The sequence below is a fragment of the Chiayiivirga flava genome (assembly GCF_014202825.1).
GTDB lineage: Bacteria > Pseudomonadota > Gammaproteobacteria > Xanthomonadales > Xanthomonadaceae > Chiayiivirga > Chiayiivirga flava.
This window is the reverse complement of record NZ_JACHHP010000001.1, coordinates 87,466-101,977: the sequence shown is the minus strand read 5'-3', so window position 1 is coordinate 101,977 and position 14,512 is coordinate 87,466. Positions and strand designations below refer to the sequence as shown.

Annotated in this window: 16 protein-coding genes; 12 read left to right on the top strand and 4 right to left on the bottom strand. The window is 70.2% G+C overall.

Annotated features, from left to right (window positions below):
• Nucleotides 1-32 precede the first annotated feature (32 nt).
• The 12 genes from HNQ52_RS00425 (at nt 33) to HNQ52_RS00370 (ending at nt 9,129) form a co-directional block, all read left to right on the top strand.
• Nucleotides 33-1,571, top strand: a complete 1,539-nt coding sequence (locus tag HNQ52_RS00425) for a B12-binding domain-containing radical SAM protein (protein ID WP_183958673.1) — start codon at nt 33-35, stop codon at nt 1,569-1,571.
• A 92-nt stretch (nt 1,572-1,663) separates the two neighbouring features.
• Nucleotides 1,664-2,098 (top strand): MbcA/ParS/Xre antitoxin family protein, encoded by a 435-nt coding sequence (locus HNQ52_RS00420; protein ID WP_183958671.1) that lies wholly within the window; start codon nt 1,664-1,666, stop codon nt 2,096-2,098.
• Nucleotides 2,098-2,808: an RES family NAD+ phosphorylase gene (locus HNQ52_RS00415; protein WP_183958669.1), complete on the top strand. Its 711-nt coding sequence runs from the start codon at nt 2,098-2,100 to the stop codon at nt 2,806-2,808. The genes HNQ52_RS00420 and HNQ52_RS00415 overlap by 1 nt, the downstream gene beginning before the upstream one ends.
• Nucleotides 2,809-3,009: 201 nt before the next feature.
• On the top strand, nt 3,010-3,315 hold the full coding sequence (locus HNQ52_RS00410; protein ID WP_183958667.1) for a BufA1 family periplasmic bufferin-type metallophore: 306 nt from the start codon (nt 3,010-3,012) through the stop codon (nt 3,313-3,315).
• A gap of 31 nt (nt 3,316-3,346) precedes the next feature.
• Nucleotides 3,347-4,243, top strand: a complete 897-nt coding sequence (gene bufB, locus HNQ52_RS00405; RefSeq protein ID WP_183958665.1) for an MNIO family bufferin maturase — start codon at nt 3,347-3,349, stop codon at nt 4,241-4,243.
• The gene (locus HNQ52_RS00400) at nt 4,240-5,007 is read left to right on the top strand and encodes an HvfC/BufC N-terminal domain-containing protein (protein WP_183958663.1); all 768 of its coding nucleotides are present in this window, start codon (nt 4,240-4,242) and stop codon (nt 5,005-5,007) included. Before bufB (HNQ52_RS00405) ends, HNQ52_RS00400 begins: the two co-directional genes overlap by 4 nt.
• A 3-nt stretch (nt 5,008-5,010) precedes the next feature.
• Complete coding sequence (locus HNQ52_RS00395) at nt 5,011-5,514, top strand: DoxX family protein (protein ID WP_183958661.1); 504 nt, start codon at nt 5,011-5,013, stop codon at nt 5,512-5,514.
• 66 nt (nt 5,515-5,580) lie between these two features.
• A complete protein-coding gene (locus HNQ52_RS00390; RefSeq protein ID WP_183958659.1) occupies nt 5,581-6,174 on the top strand; it encodes an RNA polymerase sigma factor in 594 nt (197 codons plus the stop codon).
• On the top strand, nt 6,167-6,838 hold the full coding sequence (locus HNQ52_RS00385) for an NrsF family protein (RefSeq protein ID WP_183958657.1): 672 nt from the start codon (nt 6,167-6,169) through the stop codon (nt 6,836-6,838). The genes HNQ52_RS00390 and HNQ52_RS00385 overlap by 8 nt, the downstream gene beginning before the upstream one ends.
• Before the next feature lie 148 nt (nt 6,839-6,986).
• A complete protein-coding gene (bufA2, locus tag HNQ52_RS16955; protein WP_183958655.1) occupies nt 6,987-7,445 on the top strand; it encodes a BufA2 family periplasmic bufferin-type metallophore in 459 nt (152 codons plus the stop codon).
• Nucleotides 7,445-8,326, top strand: coding sequence for an MNIO family bufferin maturase (gene bufB / locus HNQ52_RS00375; RefSeq protein WP_183958653.1), 882 nt, complete (start codon nt 7,445-7,447; stop codon nt 8,324-8,326). The genes bufA2 and bufB (HNQ52_RS00375) overlap by 1 nt, the downstream gene beginning before the upstream one ends.
• A complete protein-coding gene (locus tag HNQ52_RS00370) occupies nt 8,323-9,129 on the top strand; it encodes an HvfC/BufC family peptide modification chaperone (protein ID WP_183958651.1) in 807 nt (268 codons plus the stop codon). The genes bufB (HNQ52_RS00375) and HNQ52_RS00370 overlap by 4 nt, the downstream gene beginning before the upstream one ends.
• A 90-nt stretch (nt 9,130-9,219) precedes the next feature.
• Here HNQ52_RS00370 and HNQ52_RS00365 read toward each other — a convergent pair whose 3' ends face one another.
• The 4 genes from HNQ52_RS00365 to HNQ52_RS00350 form a co-directional block, all read right to left on the bottom strand.
• Nucleotides 9,220-11,664 carry a serine/threonine-protein kinase gene (locus HNQ52_RS00365; RefSeq protein ID WP_183958649.1) on the bottom strand — a complete coding sequence of 815 codons (2,445 nt, stop codon included), beginning with the start codon at nt 11,662-11,664 and terminating at the stop codon, nt 9,220-9,222.
• Nucleotides 11,651-12,226, bottom strand: a complete 576-nt coding sequence (locus HNQ52_RS00360; protein ID WP_246387444.1) for an ECF-type sigma factor — start codon at nt 12,224-12,226, stop codon at nt 11,651-11,653. Before HNQ52_RS00360 ends, HNQ52_RS00365 begins: the two co-directional genes overlap by 14 nt.
• A gap of 627 nt (nt 12,227-12,853) precedes the next feature.
• Nucleotides 12,854-13,822 carry a L,D-transpeptidase family protein gene (locus HNQ52_RS00355; protein WP_246387442.1) on the bottom strand — a complete coding sequence of 323 codons (969 nt, stop codon included), beginning with the start codon at nt 13,820-13,822 and terminating at the stop codon, nt 12,854-12,856.
• The gene (locus tag HNQ52_RS00350; protein WP_183958645.1) at nt 13,819-14,451 is read right to left on the bottom strand and encodes a c-type cytochrome; all 633 of its coding nucleotides are present in this window, start codon (nt 14,449-14,451) and stop codon (nt 13,819-13,821) included. The genes HNQ52_RS00355 and HNQ52_RS00350 overlap by 4 nt, the downstream gene beginning before the upstream one ends.
• Between the last annotated feature and the right edge of the window lie 61 nt (nt 14,452-14,512).

Sequence of the window (14,512 nt, the reverse complement as noted above, 5' to 3'; positions counted from 1 at the left end):
GCGCGGGAGCGGGCAGGGCGGGACAATGGCGGATGGCTGCCATCGTCCTCGCCACCCTCAACGCGCGCTACGCGCACGCATCGCTCGGTCTGCGCTATCTGCGCGCCAATCTCGGCGACCTGCGCGAGGACTCGGTCATCCGCGAGTTCGTGATCGGGCAGAAGACCGAGGACATCGTCGAAAAGATCCTGCAGGACGTGCCACGCATCGTCGGCTTCGGCGTCTACATCTGGAACGTCGAGGAGACCACGCGTGTGGTTGCGCAGCTGCGCACGCTGGCACCCGAGCTCGTGATCGTGCTCGGCGGACCGGAAGTCGGTTTCGAGACCGAAACGCAGCGCATCTGCGCACTGGCCGATTACGTGATCACCGGCTGGGGCGATGTGAGCTTTGCCACGCTCGCGCAGGCGCTGATGCGCGGCGAGCGGCCGACCGGGCGTGTCATCGCGGGCGTGCAGCCGCCGTTGCCCGCGCTCGCCTTGCCGTACGGCGAGTACACCGACGAGGACGTGCAGAAGCGCCACCTCTACGTGGAAGCCTCGCGCGGCTGCCCGTTCAAGTGCGAGTTCTGCCTGTCCGCGCTCGACAAGACCGCATGGCCGTTTCCGCTCGACGCGTTCCTGGCCGAACTCGACACGCTCTGGCAGCGCGGCGCGCGGCAGTTCAAGTTCGTCGACCGCACGTTCAACCTGAAGATCGACACCTCGCTCGCGATCCTCGACTTCTTCCTCGCGCGCCTGGCCGCGGCGCCGGACGATCCGCCGTTCCTGCATTTCGAACTCGTGCCCGACCATCTGCCGGAGCGGCTGCGCGAGGTGATCGTGCGGTTTCCGCCGGGCACGCTGCAGTTCGAGATCGGCATCCAGACCTTCGATCCGGCGGTGCAGGCGCGCGTGTCGCGGCGGCAGAAAAACGAGGTCGCCGAAGCGAACCTGCGCTGGCTGCGCGAACACACCCACGCACATCTGCACGTGGACCTGATCGCGGGCCTGCCGGGCGAGGACATGGCCACCTTCGCGGCCGGGTTCGATCGCCTCGTGGCGCTGACGCCGCACGAGATCCAGTTCGGCATCCTCAAGCGCCTGCGCGGTGCGCCGATCATTCGCCACACCGTCGCCCACGCGCTGCGGTTCAATCCGGACCCGCCGTACAACATCCTCGCCACCGACGTGATCGATTTCGCCACCATGCAGCGGTTGTCGCGTTTCTCGCGCTACTGGGACATCGTGGCCAATTCCGGTCGCTTTCCGCGCACGTTGCCGCAGCTGCTGGGCGATGCCCCGTTCGCGCGCTTCATCGCATTCGCCGACTGGCTGTACGCGCAGACCGGGCAGACGCACGCGCTCGCCCACGAGCGGCTGGTGCATCTGTTGCACGCGTTTTTCTGCGAGGTGCTGGGCGAGGCGCCCGACATCGCCGGCCGGTTCCTCGCCGACGACTACCACGCGGCGGGCGGGCGTTCCCGGCTCCGCTTCGAGCCCGACGACGTTGCCCTGCCGCGCCCGAACCGGCGCGCCGGGTCGGGCGCGACGCCGAAACGGCAGGCGCGCCATCTGGCGGGCGGAAGCTGAGTCCGGCCCGAGCGCGGGCGAGCCGGGTGCAACGGCGGATACCGGCCCCCACGAGGCTTGAATCTGTTTCCATATACCCATACGATGGGGACATGGTCTCAATCCGCGAACAGCTTGCACACTACGACGCCGGTCCGCCCCCCCTGCCGGACTTGCAGCTGGAGCAGTCGCGCCGGGATCTGGCGCGCGTGGTATCGGCGCTGTTCGAACGCTGGAATCTCGACGGGGCCTCGCAGCTGCAATTGCTCGGCCTGAGCCCGGAAAGCCGCAAACTGCTGCCGCGCTACCGCGCCGGCGAGCGCGCGCTCCCGGCGCAGCGCGACATCCTCGACCGCGCCGGGTACCTGCTCGGCATCCACAAGGCCCTGCGCTTCCTGTTTCCCGAAGACGAGGCGCTGCGCTTCGACTGGGTGCACCGGCGCAATGCCGCGCTGGACCACGCCACGCCGCTGGACATCATGCTGCGCGACGGCCTGCTCGGCATCGCGCGCGTGGCGCGGCTGCTGGATTTCCAGCGGGGCCGCTGATGGGCCTGCTCGACAGCACCGTCGACTTCCACGGCGCCGTGTACCGCAACATCACCTCGGTGCGGGTGTCCATCGATCCATTCGACGATCTCGTGCCCGACGCCGCAGCGCGGCAGGTGGCGATCGCCGCGGACATGCGCGTGCGGCGCGGCGCGCCGGGCGTGATCCACCGCGGGCTGGCGTACAGCGAGGCCATCGACTATCCGTTCCGCGCCGACACCGTGGTCGCCTCGCGCTTCGGGGACGGCACGCACCGGGTCTGGTATGGCGCGCTCGACGAGGACACCGCCACGGCGGAAACCTGCTACCACCAGGTGCGCATGCTGCGCGAAGTGGACGGCATCGACCGGCCCGTGGTGCGGTACCGGAAGGTCTACGCGGTCCGCGCGCAGGGGCTGTTCCTCGACCTGCGCGCCAAGGCCACCGCGTACCCGGATGTGCTCGCCGACGACTACGCCTTCTGTCAGGCGGTCGGCAAACGTGTGGCACACGAGGGTTTGCCGGGTCTGCTCTACGCCTCGGCCCGGCGCCGCGGCGGCGAATGTCTCGCCGCCTTCCGCGCCGACGCCCTGTCCGATGCACGGGCGCTGTACTGCCTGACCTACCGCATCGACGCGGTGGCCGGCGAGGTGGCGGTGGAGCGCACGCCGGGTGTGGTGTCGGCGCGGTACCTGTTCGACGCGGGGCGCCTGGTGGACACGGCGGCCTGACCGGCGGGGCTCGGCGGCCTGCCGCCGCCTGGCCCAGGCGCAATCGGATGTTCCGCGACAGGCGCCGTGGCGCGTTTGGAGCCACTGTCGGCACCCGCTTGCCTGACGGTGTAACCCGCGGCCGTCTCGAGCGAAGGATTGGTCGTGTCCCGCCGCGCGCAGCGCGACGGCGCACGCTCAATCCACTTCCGGAGACTCCGCATGTCGACCACCACCCGCACCCTCGCTCTCGCCGCCGCGCTCGGTTCCGCGCTCGCCGTGTCCGCCACCGCCCATGCCGCCGAGGACGGCGCGAAGGAGAAATGCTTCGGCGTGGCGCTGGCCGGCAAGAACGACTGCGCCGCGGGCGCAGGCACCTCGTGTGCCGGCACCTCGACCCGCGACCACCAGGCCGACGCGTGGAAGCTCGTCCCGGCGGGCACCTGCGAAACCACCGAGTCGAAGACCTCGCCCACGGGCTTCGGCCAGCTCGCGGCGTTCACGCCGGTGGCGCCGAAGGCCGGCTGAGCGACGCAGGTCCGCGGCCGGTCACACGCGCATGCCGCCGTGCATCGCCGGTCTGCCGGCACGCGCGGGTGCGGGCTTCAAGCCGCAGCACCTGGACGCGTGGCTGAACGACGCCGACGCACCGGCATTCGCCGAGGTGCACGCGGAGAACTACATGGGGCAGGGCGGTGCGCCGCACCGCTGGCTGCGGCTGCTGCGCGAACGCGGGCCGGTGTCCGTGCACGGCGTGGGACTGTCGATCGGCGCTCAGGCGCCGCTCGACACCGCGCATCTGGAACGCCTCGCGGCGCTCGTGGCGCGCTGCGAGCCGGCGGCGGTGTCCGAACACCTGGCCTGGTCGACCCACGACGGGATCTTCCTCGCCGACCTGCTGCCCGTGCGCTACGACGCATGCGCGCTCGATCGCGTGTGCGAGCACGTGGACCGCGTGCAGTCGCGCCTGCGCCGACGCATCCTGATCGAAAATCCCGCCAGCTATGTCGAGTTCGCGGCCAGCAGCATGGACGAGGCCACCTTCCTGGCGCGCCTGGTGCAGCGCACCGGGTGCGGTCTGCTGCTCGACGTGAACAATCTCTACGTGTCATGCAGCAACTCCGGCAGCGATGCGCGGGTGCGCCTTGCCGCATTCCCGCTCGCGGCGGTGGAACAGGTCCACCTGGCCGGACATGCGGTCGACATCGGAGGCGAGACGGGGGGCGGTGTCGACCCCAGCGCCGCGGTTGAACCGGTGCTCGTCGACACGCACGGCGGGCCGGTGTCCGCTGCCGTGTGGGCGCTGTACGCGCGCTTGCTCGCCGCCACCGGGCCGCTGCCGACGCTGATCGAGTGGGACACGGACGTGCCGGGCTACGCGACCTTGCGACGCGAGGTGCGCCGCGCCGATGCGGTGCTCGCGGCGCGCCGCGGCGATGTGCGTGCCGCGGCATGAGCGCGGCGAAGGACATGCACGCGGAATTCGCGAACGCGCTGTCGCTCGCGGCACCCGCCGTGCCGCCGTCGCTGCGTGCAACGCGCGGCCTGGCGCGCCGCTTCGACGTGTACCGCAACAATAGCGTGGCCACACGCGTGCAGGCGCTGGCGGCGTCGTTTCCGGTCACGCGGGCACTGGTGGGCGAGGCCTTCTTCCGTGCGATGGCTGCCGCACGCGTGCGCGAGGATCCACCGCGCTCCCCGGTGCTGGTCGAGTACGGCGAAGGCTTCGCGGAGTTCATCGCGACGTTCGCACCCGCCGCCACGGTGCTCTATCTGGCCGACGTTGCGCGGCTGGAGCAGGCACGTGTCCGCGCGTTCCACGCGGCGGATGCCGTGCCGGTGCCGCAGGCTGCCCTGGCTGCGTTGCTCGCCGATCCTGCGCGCCTGGGCGCAACACGCGTCAACCTGCATCCGGCGTGCACGTGGCTGCGGTCGCGTCACGCGGTGCATGCGATCTGGCTCGCGCATCACACGGCGACCTGCGATCTTCGGGGGCGTTCGATCGATATGCCGCAGCAGGTGCTCGTCGCGCGTCCGGACCTTCGCGTGGAGGTCGAACCGATCGACGCCGCCATCGCCGACGCCCTCGACGCGCTGCACGCCGGAGCCACGCTGCTGCAGGCCACCGCCGGTCTCGCCGACGCGACGCTGGTCGCGCTGTTCACCCTCATCGTGCGGTACGGCCTGATCGTGTCGCTGTCGTCGTCAACGGAGTCCTGAGCCATGACCGTGCCCACTGCCGCGTCGCCCGCGCAACGTCCGCCGCATCCGCTGCTGCGCCTCTATCGCCGCATCCCCGACGCACTCGTGCTGCTGCTGGCGCGTGTTTCGATCGCGGTGACGTTCTGGGTGTCCGGACAAACCAAGATCGAAGGCCTGGTGCTCGATCCGATCCGCGGCAACATCTCGCTCGGCGTGCCGCGCCTGAGCGGCAATGCGGTCGAACTGTTCCGGCACGAGTACGCGTTGCCGCTGCTGCCGCCGGTGTTCGCGGCGCAGATGGCGGCCGTGGCCGAGCACGTGCTGCCGCTGCTGCTGGTGCTGGGGCTTGCAACGCGACTGTCGGCCAGCGCCTTGCTGGCGATGACGCTGGTGATCCAGCTGTTCGTCTACCCGCTTGCGTGGCCGACGCACATGCTGTGGGCGGCGCTGTTGCTGCTCCTGATGGCGAAGGGCGCCGGCCCGCTGTCGCTCGATGGCATGCTGGCGCGGCGGCGCGCCGGCTGACGCCTTGCGCGACGGGAAGGCATCATGGCCACCATCGTCGGCTTCGCGAGAACGGCTGCAGATCGCATGAATGTGCCATCGGACACCGACGGCCGCGACGACGACGCGTTGTGGGCCAGCCTGATGCTGCGGGCGCAGGACGGCGACCGCGGCGCCTACCATGCGCTGCTGCGTGCCATCGCGCCGTACCTGCGCGCGATCGCGCATCGCTACCTCGGCCGCGGCGACGACGCCGAGGACGCGGTGCAGGACGTGCTGCTGGTGATGCACGGCATCCGTCACACCTACGAACGCGGACGGCCGTTCAAGCCCTGGCTCGGGACCATCGCGCGCCGGCGCTGCATCGACCTGCTGCGGCGCCGCGCCTATCGCCTGCGGCACGAACTCGACGCGATGGACGATGCCGAACTGCACGCCGATCCGGGCCACGATCCGGAAACCTCGATGGCCAGTGCCGACGACGCCGGCATGCTGCACGACGCGGTGGCCGCGCTGCCGCTGCGCCAGCGCGAAGCCATCCGCCTGCTGCGCCTGAGCGAACTGACGCTGCAGGAAGCCTCGGTGCGGAGCGAGCAGAGCGTGGGATCGCTGAAGGTGGCGGTGCACCGCGCGTTCAAATCGTTGCAACGCACGTTCGCGAAGGAGCGAAGCCGTGACTGATACCGACAAGCTCATCGACCTGCTGGCAACACGCGCACGCGCCGTGCGGCCGATCGCGTCGCCGCTGCGGCGCACGATGCTGTGGCTTGCGTTCGCCGCGGCGGTGATCGTGGCGATCGTGCTCGTGCACGGCATGCGTCCCGGCGCGTGGCAGGCGCTGTCGCACCCGGCGGCCGCGCTTGAATGGTGTGCGAGCGTTCTCACCGGCGTGCTGGCGGCGTACGCGTTGTTCCATGTGAGCGTGCCGGGACGCTCGGCATCGTGGGCGTGGCTGCCGTTTCCGGCGGCGATGCTGTGGCTCGGCGGCATCGGCTGGGGATGTCTGGGCGATCTGTCGCGCATGGGTCCGGCAGCGCTCGCATTCGAGCCCGGACATTGGCAATGCGCATGGGTGATCACGCTCACCGGCGTTCCGCTCGGACTGGTGCTGCTGCTGATGGTGCGGCATGCGGGCGTCGTGCGCCCGGCGCCGGCGGCGATGCTCGCGGGCCTGAGCGCGGCGGCGCTGTCGGCAGCCGGCGTCACTCTTTACCACGAAGGCGAAAGCGCGCTGATGGTGCTGGTCTGGCATGCCGGCGCGGTGCTCGTGCTGTCGACGCTGAGCTGGCTGCTCGGCCGCACGATGTTCGGATGGATCGGCTACGCGCCGCGACGCGGCGACTGAGCGGGTGCGGCATTTGGTTGCGATGGCGTAACCGTCGCATGCCGTCGAGCGAACCGTCTGTCGCGAGTGGATGTTGCCGCAGCCGGCATCGTGCCGGCTGCGGTGCAGCGTCACCGTCGCGAACCCTTCGTCCATCCGGAGTACACGCATGAAAATCCATCCGATCCACGGCATTCCCGGGGCAGCACTGGCCATGATGGCCGCAGGCATGGCGCTGTCCGCGCCGGTCGCCGCGCAGAATGCGGGCGCGGCGGCCGAGGTCTCGCTCGTGCACTGTTCGGGCATCAACCAGTGCGGTGGCCACAACGATTGCAAGACCGCCACCAACGCCTGCAAGGGGCAGGGCAGCTGCAAGGGCCAGGGGTTCCTCGCCGCGCCGGCCGAAGCCTGCGGCCACATCGGCGGCAGCGTGATCGACGCGGGCGTGTCGATGCAGGTGGCCGCCAGCAGCCTGGTGCAGTGCTACGGCCTCAACACCTGCAAGGGCCACAACGACTGCAGGACCGCCGACAACGCCTGCAAGGGGCAGGGCAGTTGCAAGGGGCAGGGCTTCACCAACCTTCCCGCCGCCACCTGCACCAACGCCGGCGGCAAGACCTCGGCCTGATGCGGCACGGCCCGCCCCCGGGAGAGGCACACGCCGGCGCTGCGGCGCCGGCGTCGCGGCCGTGGCTCGGTTTCGGGCTGGGACTGCGCACGGCGCATTTCGAGGTGGTGCTCGCCGATGCGCCGCGCGTGGACTGGTTCGAAATCACCTCGGAAAATTTCATGGTGGCCGGCGGCAAGCCGCGCCACTACCTGGAACGGGTCCGCGCCGACTATCCGCTGGTGATGCACGGTGTGTCGCTGTCGATCGGCGGCACCGACGCGCTCGACCTGCATTATCTCGAACGCCTGCGCCGCCTTGCGCACGAGATCGAGCCGGCATGGATCTCCGATCACCTGTGCTGGACCGGGGTCGACGGCATCAACAGCCACGACCTGCTGCCGCTTCCGTACCACGAGGCCGCCATCGCGCATGTGGTAACGCGCGTGCAGCAGGTGCAGGATTTCCTCGGGCGCGAGATCGTGCTCGAAAACCTCAGCAGCTATGTTGAATTCTCCGCCTCGGACATGCCCGAATGGGAGTTCGTCGCGCAGGTAGCGCGGCGCAGCGGATGCTGCCTGCTGCTCGATGTGAACAACGTGTACGTCAGCGCGCGCAACCACGGCTTCGATCCGCTCGACTATCTTGCCGCGATGCCGGCCGATCGCATCTGGCAGATCCATCTCGCCGGACACAGCGACGAAGGCGATTACTGCATCGATACGCACGACCATGCCGTCGCGGACCCGGTGTGGTCGCTGTACGAGGCTGCCATCCGTCGCATCGGCCCGGTCAGCACCATGATCGAGCGCGACGATCGCGTGCCGCCTCTGCCCGAGCTTTTGCGCGAGCTGGACCAGGCCCGTGCGGCGTTCGCGCGTGCCTCGCGGACACCCGCGTGAGCGCGACCACGCTCGCGGCGCTGCAGCGCCGGTTTCTGGAGCGCATGCGTGGCGGCGGCGCCGGGTTCGACGATGCCATCGCGCAGACCCGCATGCCCGCCGGCACAGGGCTGCGCATCTACCGGAACGCCTACGGCGCCCGGCTGCGCGAAGCGCTGGAGCACGACCACGCCGCGCTCGCGCACCATCTGGGCGAGGCGCGCTGGCGCGCGCTGTGCACCGACTACATCGCGGCGTGTCCGTCACGACACCACTCGCTGCGCGACTTCGGTAATGCGCTGCCGCAGTACCTGCGCACCGCACCGGCCTATGCCGATGCCGCCGACCTCGCGCAGCTGGCAGCCTTCGAACGCGGGCTGCTCGACAGCTTCGACGCCGCCGACGCGGTACCCGCACTCTGGAGCGACCTCGCGACGCTGCCGCCTGCGCACTGGCCGACACTGGTGCCGCAGCTTCATCCGAGCGTGCGCGTACTGCGGTTCGACTGCAACGTGGTCGAGATCTGGCGCGCCGCGAAACGGTCGCATGCGCCGCCCGCGGTCGCGACGCGTGCGTCGGCGTGGGTGCTGTGGCGCGACGCGGAACGCGTGGGGCGCTTCCGATCACTGGCCGCCGACGAAGCGGCGGCGTTCGCGCACATCGCTTCCGGTGGCGATCTGGCTGGACTGTGCGAGGTGCTCGCCGCGTCGCATGCCGCGGACGCGGTGCCGGGCACGATGCTCGCCATGCTGCAACGATGGTGCGGCGATGGCTGGATCCGCGCGTGGGAATCGGTTCCATGCCCTGCGCAAGAGAGCGCGTGAACCTCGACACACTCGCGAGGAGACTAGGACGTTCGCGCGACCGGAATCGCCACGGAGCCACGCTGCGGACAAGTCCGCGCAGTGACTCGCTCAGGGCGGTGTCGGCGCCGCCCGCGGCACCGCGTATCCGATCGCGATGCCGGCGTCGTCGAGCTGCGTCCGCAGCGGTGCGGCCTGCTCGCCGAGGGTGTCCGCCAGGGTGTGCATGCGCGCAAGCAGCGCATGCGCCGCAGTTCGATTACCTGTGCCGTCGAGTTGCCGCGCGCGCACGATGCCGACGCGCAGCTGCAGCGGGGGAGGGAGCGTCATCGCCTCGAGTGCGTCGAGCACGGCATCGCAATCGTCGTGGCGCTCGAGCGCGAGCAGCAGTTCGGCGCGCGTGGCACGCAGCGCCGCCGTCAGCGGACTGCCGGTGCCGCTCAGTTGCAGGGCCATCGGTTCGGCTTCCTCCACCAGCACCAGCGCGTCGGCGACGCGTCCGCGCCGCTGCAGCACGCGCGCGTAGTTGCCGATCAGTGCGGCGGTGGCCGCGGACGGTCCGTAGGCGTCGCGACGCACCGCCAGCGCACGCGCGAAGTACTCTTCGGCGCTGGCGAGATCATCGGTGCGGAAATACGCCGCGGCAAGATTGTTGAGCGTGTTGAGCGCGTCGTTGCCGGTGTCCAGGTCGAGCGCGCTCCACAACGTCATCGCACGTTCGGATGCGACGATGCCTTCGTCGAAACGTCCGGCCTGGATGTAGGCCGCGCCGAGATTGGTGTACAGCACCGCGGTCTCGAAATCGTCGGTGCCCGAACGCGCGAGGCGCTGTGGCAGGCTGCGCTCGAGCGTCTGCAGCGCACCGGCCACATCGCCGGCCTGGCGTTCGAGCTGGGACTGCAGCATGCGGCTCACCAGCAGCACATCGGCGTGGCGTTCGGCGTCGGTGGCCCAGAACGCCTGCGCTCGGGCGAGCAGGGTACGCGCCTCGTCGTGCCGGCCCATGCGATGCAGGGTCTCGGCCAGCGTGAAGCGCACGTCGGCAGCCGCCACCGGGTCGCCGATCGCGTCCTCCTGCGTCAGCCAGCGCTGCAGCAGGGGCTCGGCGGCCGCATAGTCGCCGATGTAGAAATGCAGTTCGCCGAGTGCCTTGAGCAGCTCGGCCACGGCGGCCGGGTCGCCCGAGAATCCGTCCGCGACACGCGATGCGGCCTGGTCCAGCACCTGCTTGGCGCTCAGCGGTGCGCCGTCGCGGGCATGCTGGCCGGCGTCGCGGAACATCAGCGCGAGATAGTCGCGCACGGCCTTGCTGCGGCGCGCTTCGGTCTGCGCGATGTCGCGTTCGCGCGTGGCTTCGCGCTGGGCCAGCGAAATCGCCGCGAGGGCGCCGAGCAGGCCGGCGAGCACCAGCGCCGACGCCGTCGCCGCGAGCCAGTACCGGCGCAGTCCGCGCCGCAGGCGGTAGCCGAAGGCATCGCCGCGCGCACGCACCGGCCGCAGCGCGAGATGTTGCGCGATATCGTCGCGCAGGGCCTCGACCGACGGATACCGCGCATCGGGTTCCGGCCGCAGTGCCTTGCGCACGATGGCATCCAGATCGCCGCGCAGGCGGCGCGCATCCGCCGAGGCGAGGGCACGGGTGCTCGGCGCCGGCGGCGGGCCGGCGAGCGCACGCTGCAACGCGGCCATCGAACCGTGGCCCGACACCAGCGTCCACGGCGGACGCCCTGCAAGCAGCTCGTACAGCACCAGCCCCAGCGCGTAGACGTCGGTCAGCGTCGTCTGCGCCTCTCCGGCCAATTGTTCCGGCGCGGCGTATTGCGGCGTGAGACGCAGGCCGCGGGTTTCGGTGCGCGCGTCGCCACCGTCGAGCAGGCGCGCGATGCCGAAGTCGAGCAGCGCCACGCGGCCGTCGTCGCGCACGAGGATGTTCTGCGGCTTCAGGTCGCGGTGCACGACGAGGTGCCGGTGCGCATACGCCACCGCGTCGCAGACCTGCGCAAACAGCGCCAGCCGCGCGTCCACGGACAACGCACGCGCGCGGCAGTGCTCGGTCAGCGTGCTGCCGGCGATGTATTCCATCACCATGTACGGACGCCCGCCGTCGGTGCTGCCGGCATCGATCAGGCGCGCGATGTTCGGATGTTCCAGACGCGCCAGCAGCTGCTGCTCGCGCAGGAAGCGCGGCACTTCGTCTTCCGCCCAGTGGCGCAGCAGCTTGATCGCCACGTGCTGTTCGAAGCGACCGTCGTCGCGGCTCGCGAGCCAGACATCGCCCGAACCGCCGCGCCCCAGACGCCGCAGCAGGCGCCACGGACCGATGCGCTGCTCGGCATCGGCCGGCGGCTCGTCCGCGCCCGGTTCGAGAAAGCCGTCGGACGATTCGATCGCACGCAGCAGATCGATCACCTCGCGGCACAGCGCATCGTCGTCGCACTGCGCCCGCACCATCGCTTCGCGTTGTTCGGGGGGCAGTTCCAGGGCCGCATCGAGCAGGGCATCGATACGCGCGAAGCGCAACGCGGCGTCGTGCGCCTCCGGATCAGGCGTCGCCATCGGAAGGCGCCGCTTCGCCGAGTTCGCGGTACAGCCAGGCGCGGGCCTTGAGCCAGTCGCGCCGCACGGTGCGGTCGGTGACGCCGAGCGCCTCGGCGGTTTCGGCATCGCTGAAACCGGCGAAGAAGCGGCATTCCACCACCTGCGCCAGACGCGGACTGAGCGCGGCGAGACGACCGACGGCCTCGTTGACCTGCAGGATCTGTTCGTCGGCGGCATCGGCGGCGTCGAGGCCGGCGTCGAGCGGCAGCGGTGCCTCGCCGCGGTTGCGCTTGCCGGCACCACGCGCCAGCGCATCGTTGACCAGCACCTGCCGCATCGCGAGCGCGGCGGTGGCGAGGAAGTGTTGCCGATCCTGCCAGCCGGACTGGCGTTGCAACTTCAGCCAGGCTTCGCTGATCAGGGCCGTCGTGCAGAGCGTGGCACCGGCGCCGACGCGGAACCTCTCGCGCCGCGCCACCTTGCGCAGATCGGCGTACAGCGCCTCCATCAGGGCATGGAGCGAAGCGTCCTGCGGTGGCGTGCCGTTGCCGGCGGACGTCGCGCTTGCGTCGGGAAGCATGCCGGGAGTCTGGCACAACATACGCAATTCTGTCGCTCGGGGCGCTGCGGGCGGCGGGTTTTTTTGGAAGTGCCTGACGCAACTATCGGGCAAGGCTGGCGACGGCAGCTGCGATGTGGTCGACAGCTGCAGGGGGATGGCCAAGGGCAGCAGCGTATTGACCGTCGATCCGGACTTAAAATTATTACATAATATACATTATGCGCAATTACGACTCGCGGCCTGTTGCGTTTGTTCACCACGATTCGTGCGAGATCCCAGGCACTTAGCGCAGCCCGACAGTTCCCGTTCCCTGCAACGGCTCCTGCGCATGCTCTCCGACGCTCAGTCGTGCCACGTACAACGCGTGCTCTCGCGTGCTTGCTCGCGCTCCACGACTGGAGTTTCGCAGGCTGCGGACGACTGCATGCCCCGTGGCAAGCTGGCGCATCGTCGGGTGCTGTCTCGCGTCGCCTCACGGCGCACGGCTACCGGTCAACCGCGCGCTCGGGCTTGCGTGGAGGCAGGACGCGGAACAGCGCGCCGTCAACGCGCCTGCACGCAGCGCCGCGACGCCGTCGATCGGCAGCCGCTGCGCGTGGTCGTGGTGCCATCGACCAAGTTCCGGGAGCAATGCCTCGGCGCGGCCTACAGGCCCTTGCACGCAGTCTGAACGCGGTCGTCCCAGTTCCGAACCTCCCCGAACGTGGCACCCACACCACGCCGCTTGCGCTCGGACTCGACATCTTTCCGGACCTGCAGACAGTGCTCGCGCTGACGGTCTCTGGCGTCCGGCACACGTGGGTCACCGGCCGAAAAATACCAGGACTGATCCGCCGGCTCACGCCGCAAGATCCGTTGTTGTTCCTGCGCCTGCTGCTGCCAGGTCCGAGCCGATCCGTCGCGTGGCAGATCCGGTGTGACCTCGACCTTGCGCGTCAACTTCGCTCCTACCGGGCACTGGTGCTGCGTGAAAACGACATGTCCATCCGCGGTAACGCATCGCAGGATCGGATCGGCCGCACCGGCAAGTATCGGCATGCCGCACAGTGCGGCGAAAAGCAGGCAACGCATCGACGGCCCCTGTTCCGTTTCTCCCGTGCTGTCACGTCGAGGGCAAACCTCCCACACCGCCCAGTCAGGGGGCGGCGCGGCCGACCGGTTGGCGCCCTCGACGCGACTGCAGCCATGCGATGCCGGATAGCCCGGGACCAGCCCGCCATGCAGCGCGACGCCGTCCCACGTGAGCCGCGCCATGTGCGGCATCGGTGCGTCGTTGTACCGATTGGAGCGATGGTCGCGGTCCTTCTGCAGGATCGTGAAGACGCCCGTGGGTGTTTCGTACCCTGCCCGTCCAGAGCTGATCGGGCTGCTCCCGATGGCGACGCCGTTGCGGAACACGTCGATCCGCTGCCGGTCGAGGCGAACCAGCATCAGCAACGGGCCGGCCGGCGCGAGCGACGGCGTCCAGCGCACCTCGGCGGCGCCGGCCTGCATCGCGGCGAGCCAGACGCACAGCACGCCCAGCGCGAGTGCCGTGCCGCGGAAACCGACGCGAGACCGGAGCATGGGCCGAGCATGCGCGCGCACGCCGTGCACGCGATTGATCCGGATCAATCGCGGCCGCGGGCCGGGTCGGGCGGCGTGCGGTCCTCGCGTGCAGGTTCGGCCTCCGCATTCCCGGGCGCTACCACGCGCAGCGTGCCGAAGTACGCCCCCAGATCCGCCGCTTCGGCGGCGGAAATGGTGTGCATCGGCGCACCCGTGCCCGACGGCGGATGGTAGCGGTCGCCGCGACCGAAGCCTTCGATCTGCCGCGCCAGATATCCCGGATGCTGGCCCGCCAGGCGCGCGATGTCGCCGATCCCGGTGAAGTCGGCGCCGTGGCAGCCCGCGCAGTCGCGCCGCGTGGCGGCATCTGCGCCGCGGCGCGCGGCGGCGGCATCGCGCGGTGCGCCGGCGTCGCGCCACGCACGGGCGGACAGACGCGATGCCAGGTCGCGCAGGGTGGCATCGTCGGTGGCGCTCACGAGGGCGGACATGGGGAACGTGTCGCGGTGCCGCGCACGGAAGCGACGCAGCTGGTGCTCCAGGTAGTCGCGCTGCTGCCCTTCGATCAACGGCACCTCGCCGCGTCGCTGGTGCGGGCGGTGGCAGTCCAGGCAATGGCTCCGCAGATCGATGCCGGACGCGCACAGCGACCCCGGCGCGAGCAGCAGCCACAGCACGGCAGTCACTTTCGTCATGTCGCACTCCGGGGATGTGCGCCATCCCGATGCGTGCATGCGGCCGACGCTGCGGCCGCTG

Coding starts and splice junctions, on each gene's coding strand:
- bufB (WP_183958665.1), top strand. CDS start 3,347: ATGCCGCCGTGCATCGCCGGTCTGCCGGCACGCGCGGGTGCGGGCTTC.
- HNQ52_RS00365 (WP_183958649.1), bottom strand. CDS start 11,664: ATGGCGACGCCTGATCCGGAGGCGCACGACGCCGCGTTGCGCTTCGCG.
- HNQ52_RS00410 (WP_183958667.1), top strand. CDS start 3,010: ATGTCGACCACCACCCGCACCCTCGCTCTCGCCGCCGCGCTCGGTTCC.
- HNQ52_RS00390 (WP_183958659.1), top strand. CDS start 5,581: ATGAATGTGCCATCGGACACCGACGGCCGCGACGACGACGCGTTGTGG.
- HNQ52_RS00350 (WP_183958645.1), bottom strand. CDS start 14,451: ATGACGAAAGTGACTGCCGTGCTGTGGCTGCTGCTCGCGCCGGGGTCG.
- bufA2 (WP_183958655.1), top strand. CDS start 6,987: ATGAAAATCCATCCGATCCACGGCATTCCCGGGGCAGCACTGGCCATG.
- HNQ52_RS00425 (WP_183958673.1), top strand. CDS start 33: ATGGCTGCCATCGTCCTCGCCACCCTCAACGCGCGCTACGCGCACGCA.
- HNQ52_RS00360 (WP_246387444.1), bottom strand. CDS start 12,226: ATGCTTCCCGACGCAAGCGCGACGTCCGCCGGCAACGGCACGCCACCG.
- HNQ52_RS00420 (WP_183958671.1), top strand. CDS start 1,664: ATGGTCTCAATCCGCGAACAGCTTGCACACTACGACGCCGGTCCGCCC.
- HNQ52_RS00400 (WP_183958663.1), top strand. CDS start 4,240: ATGAGCGCGGCGAAGGACATGCACGCGGAATTCGCGAACGCGCTGTCG.
- HNQ52_RS00415 (WP_183958669.1), top strand. CDS start 2,098: ATGGGCCTGCTCGACAGCACCGTCGACTTCCACGGCGCCGTGTACCGC.
- HNQ52_RS00395 (WP_183958661.1), top strand. CDS start 5,011: ATGACCGTGCCCACTGCCGCGTCGCCCGCGCAACGTCCGCCGCATCCG.
- bufB (WP_183958653.1), top strand. CDS start 7,445: ATGCGGCACGGCCCGCCCCCGGGAGAGGCACACGCCGGCGCTGCGGCG.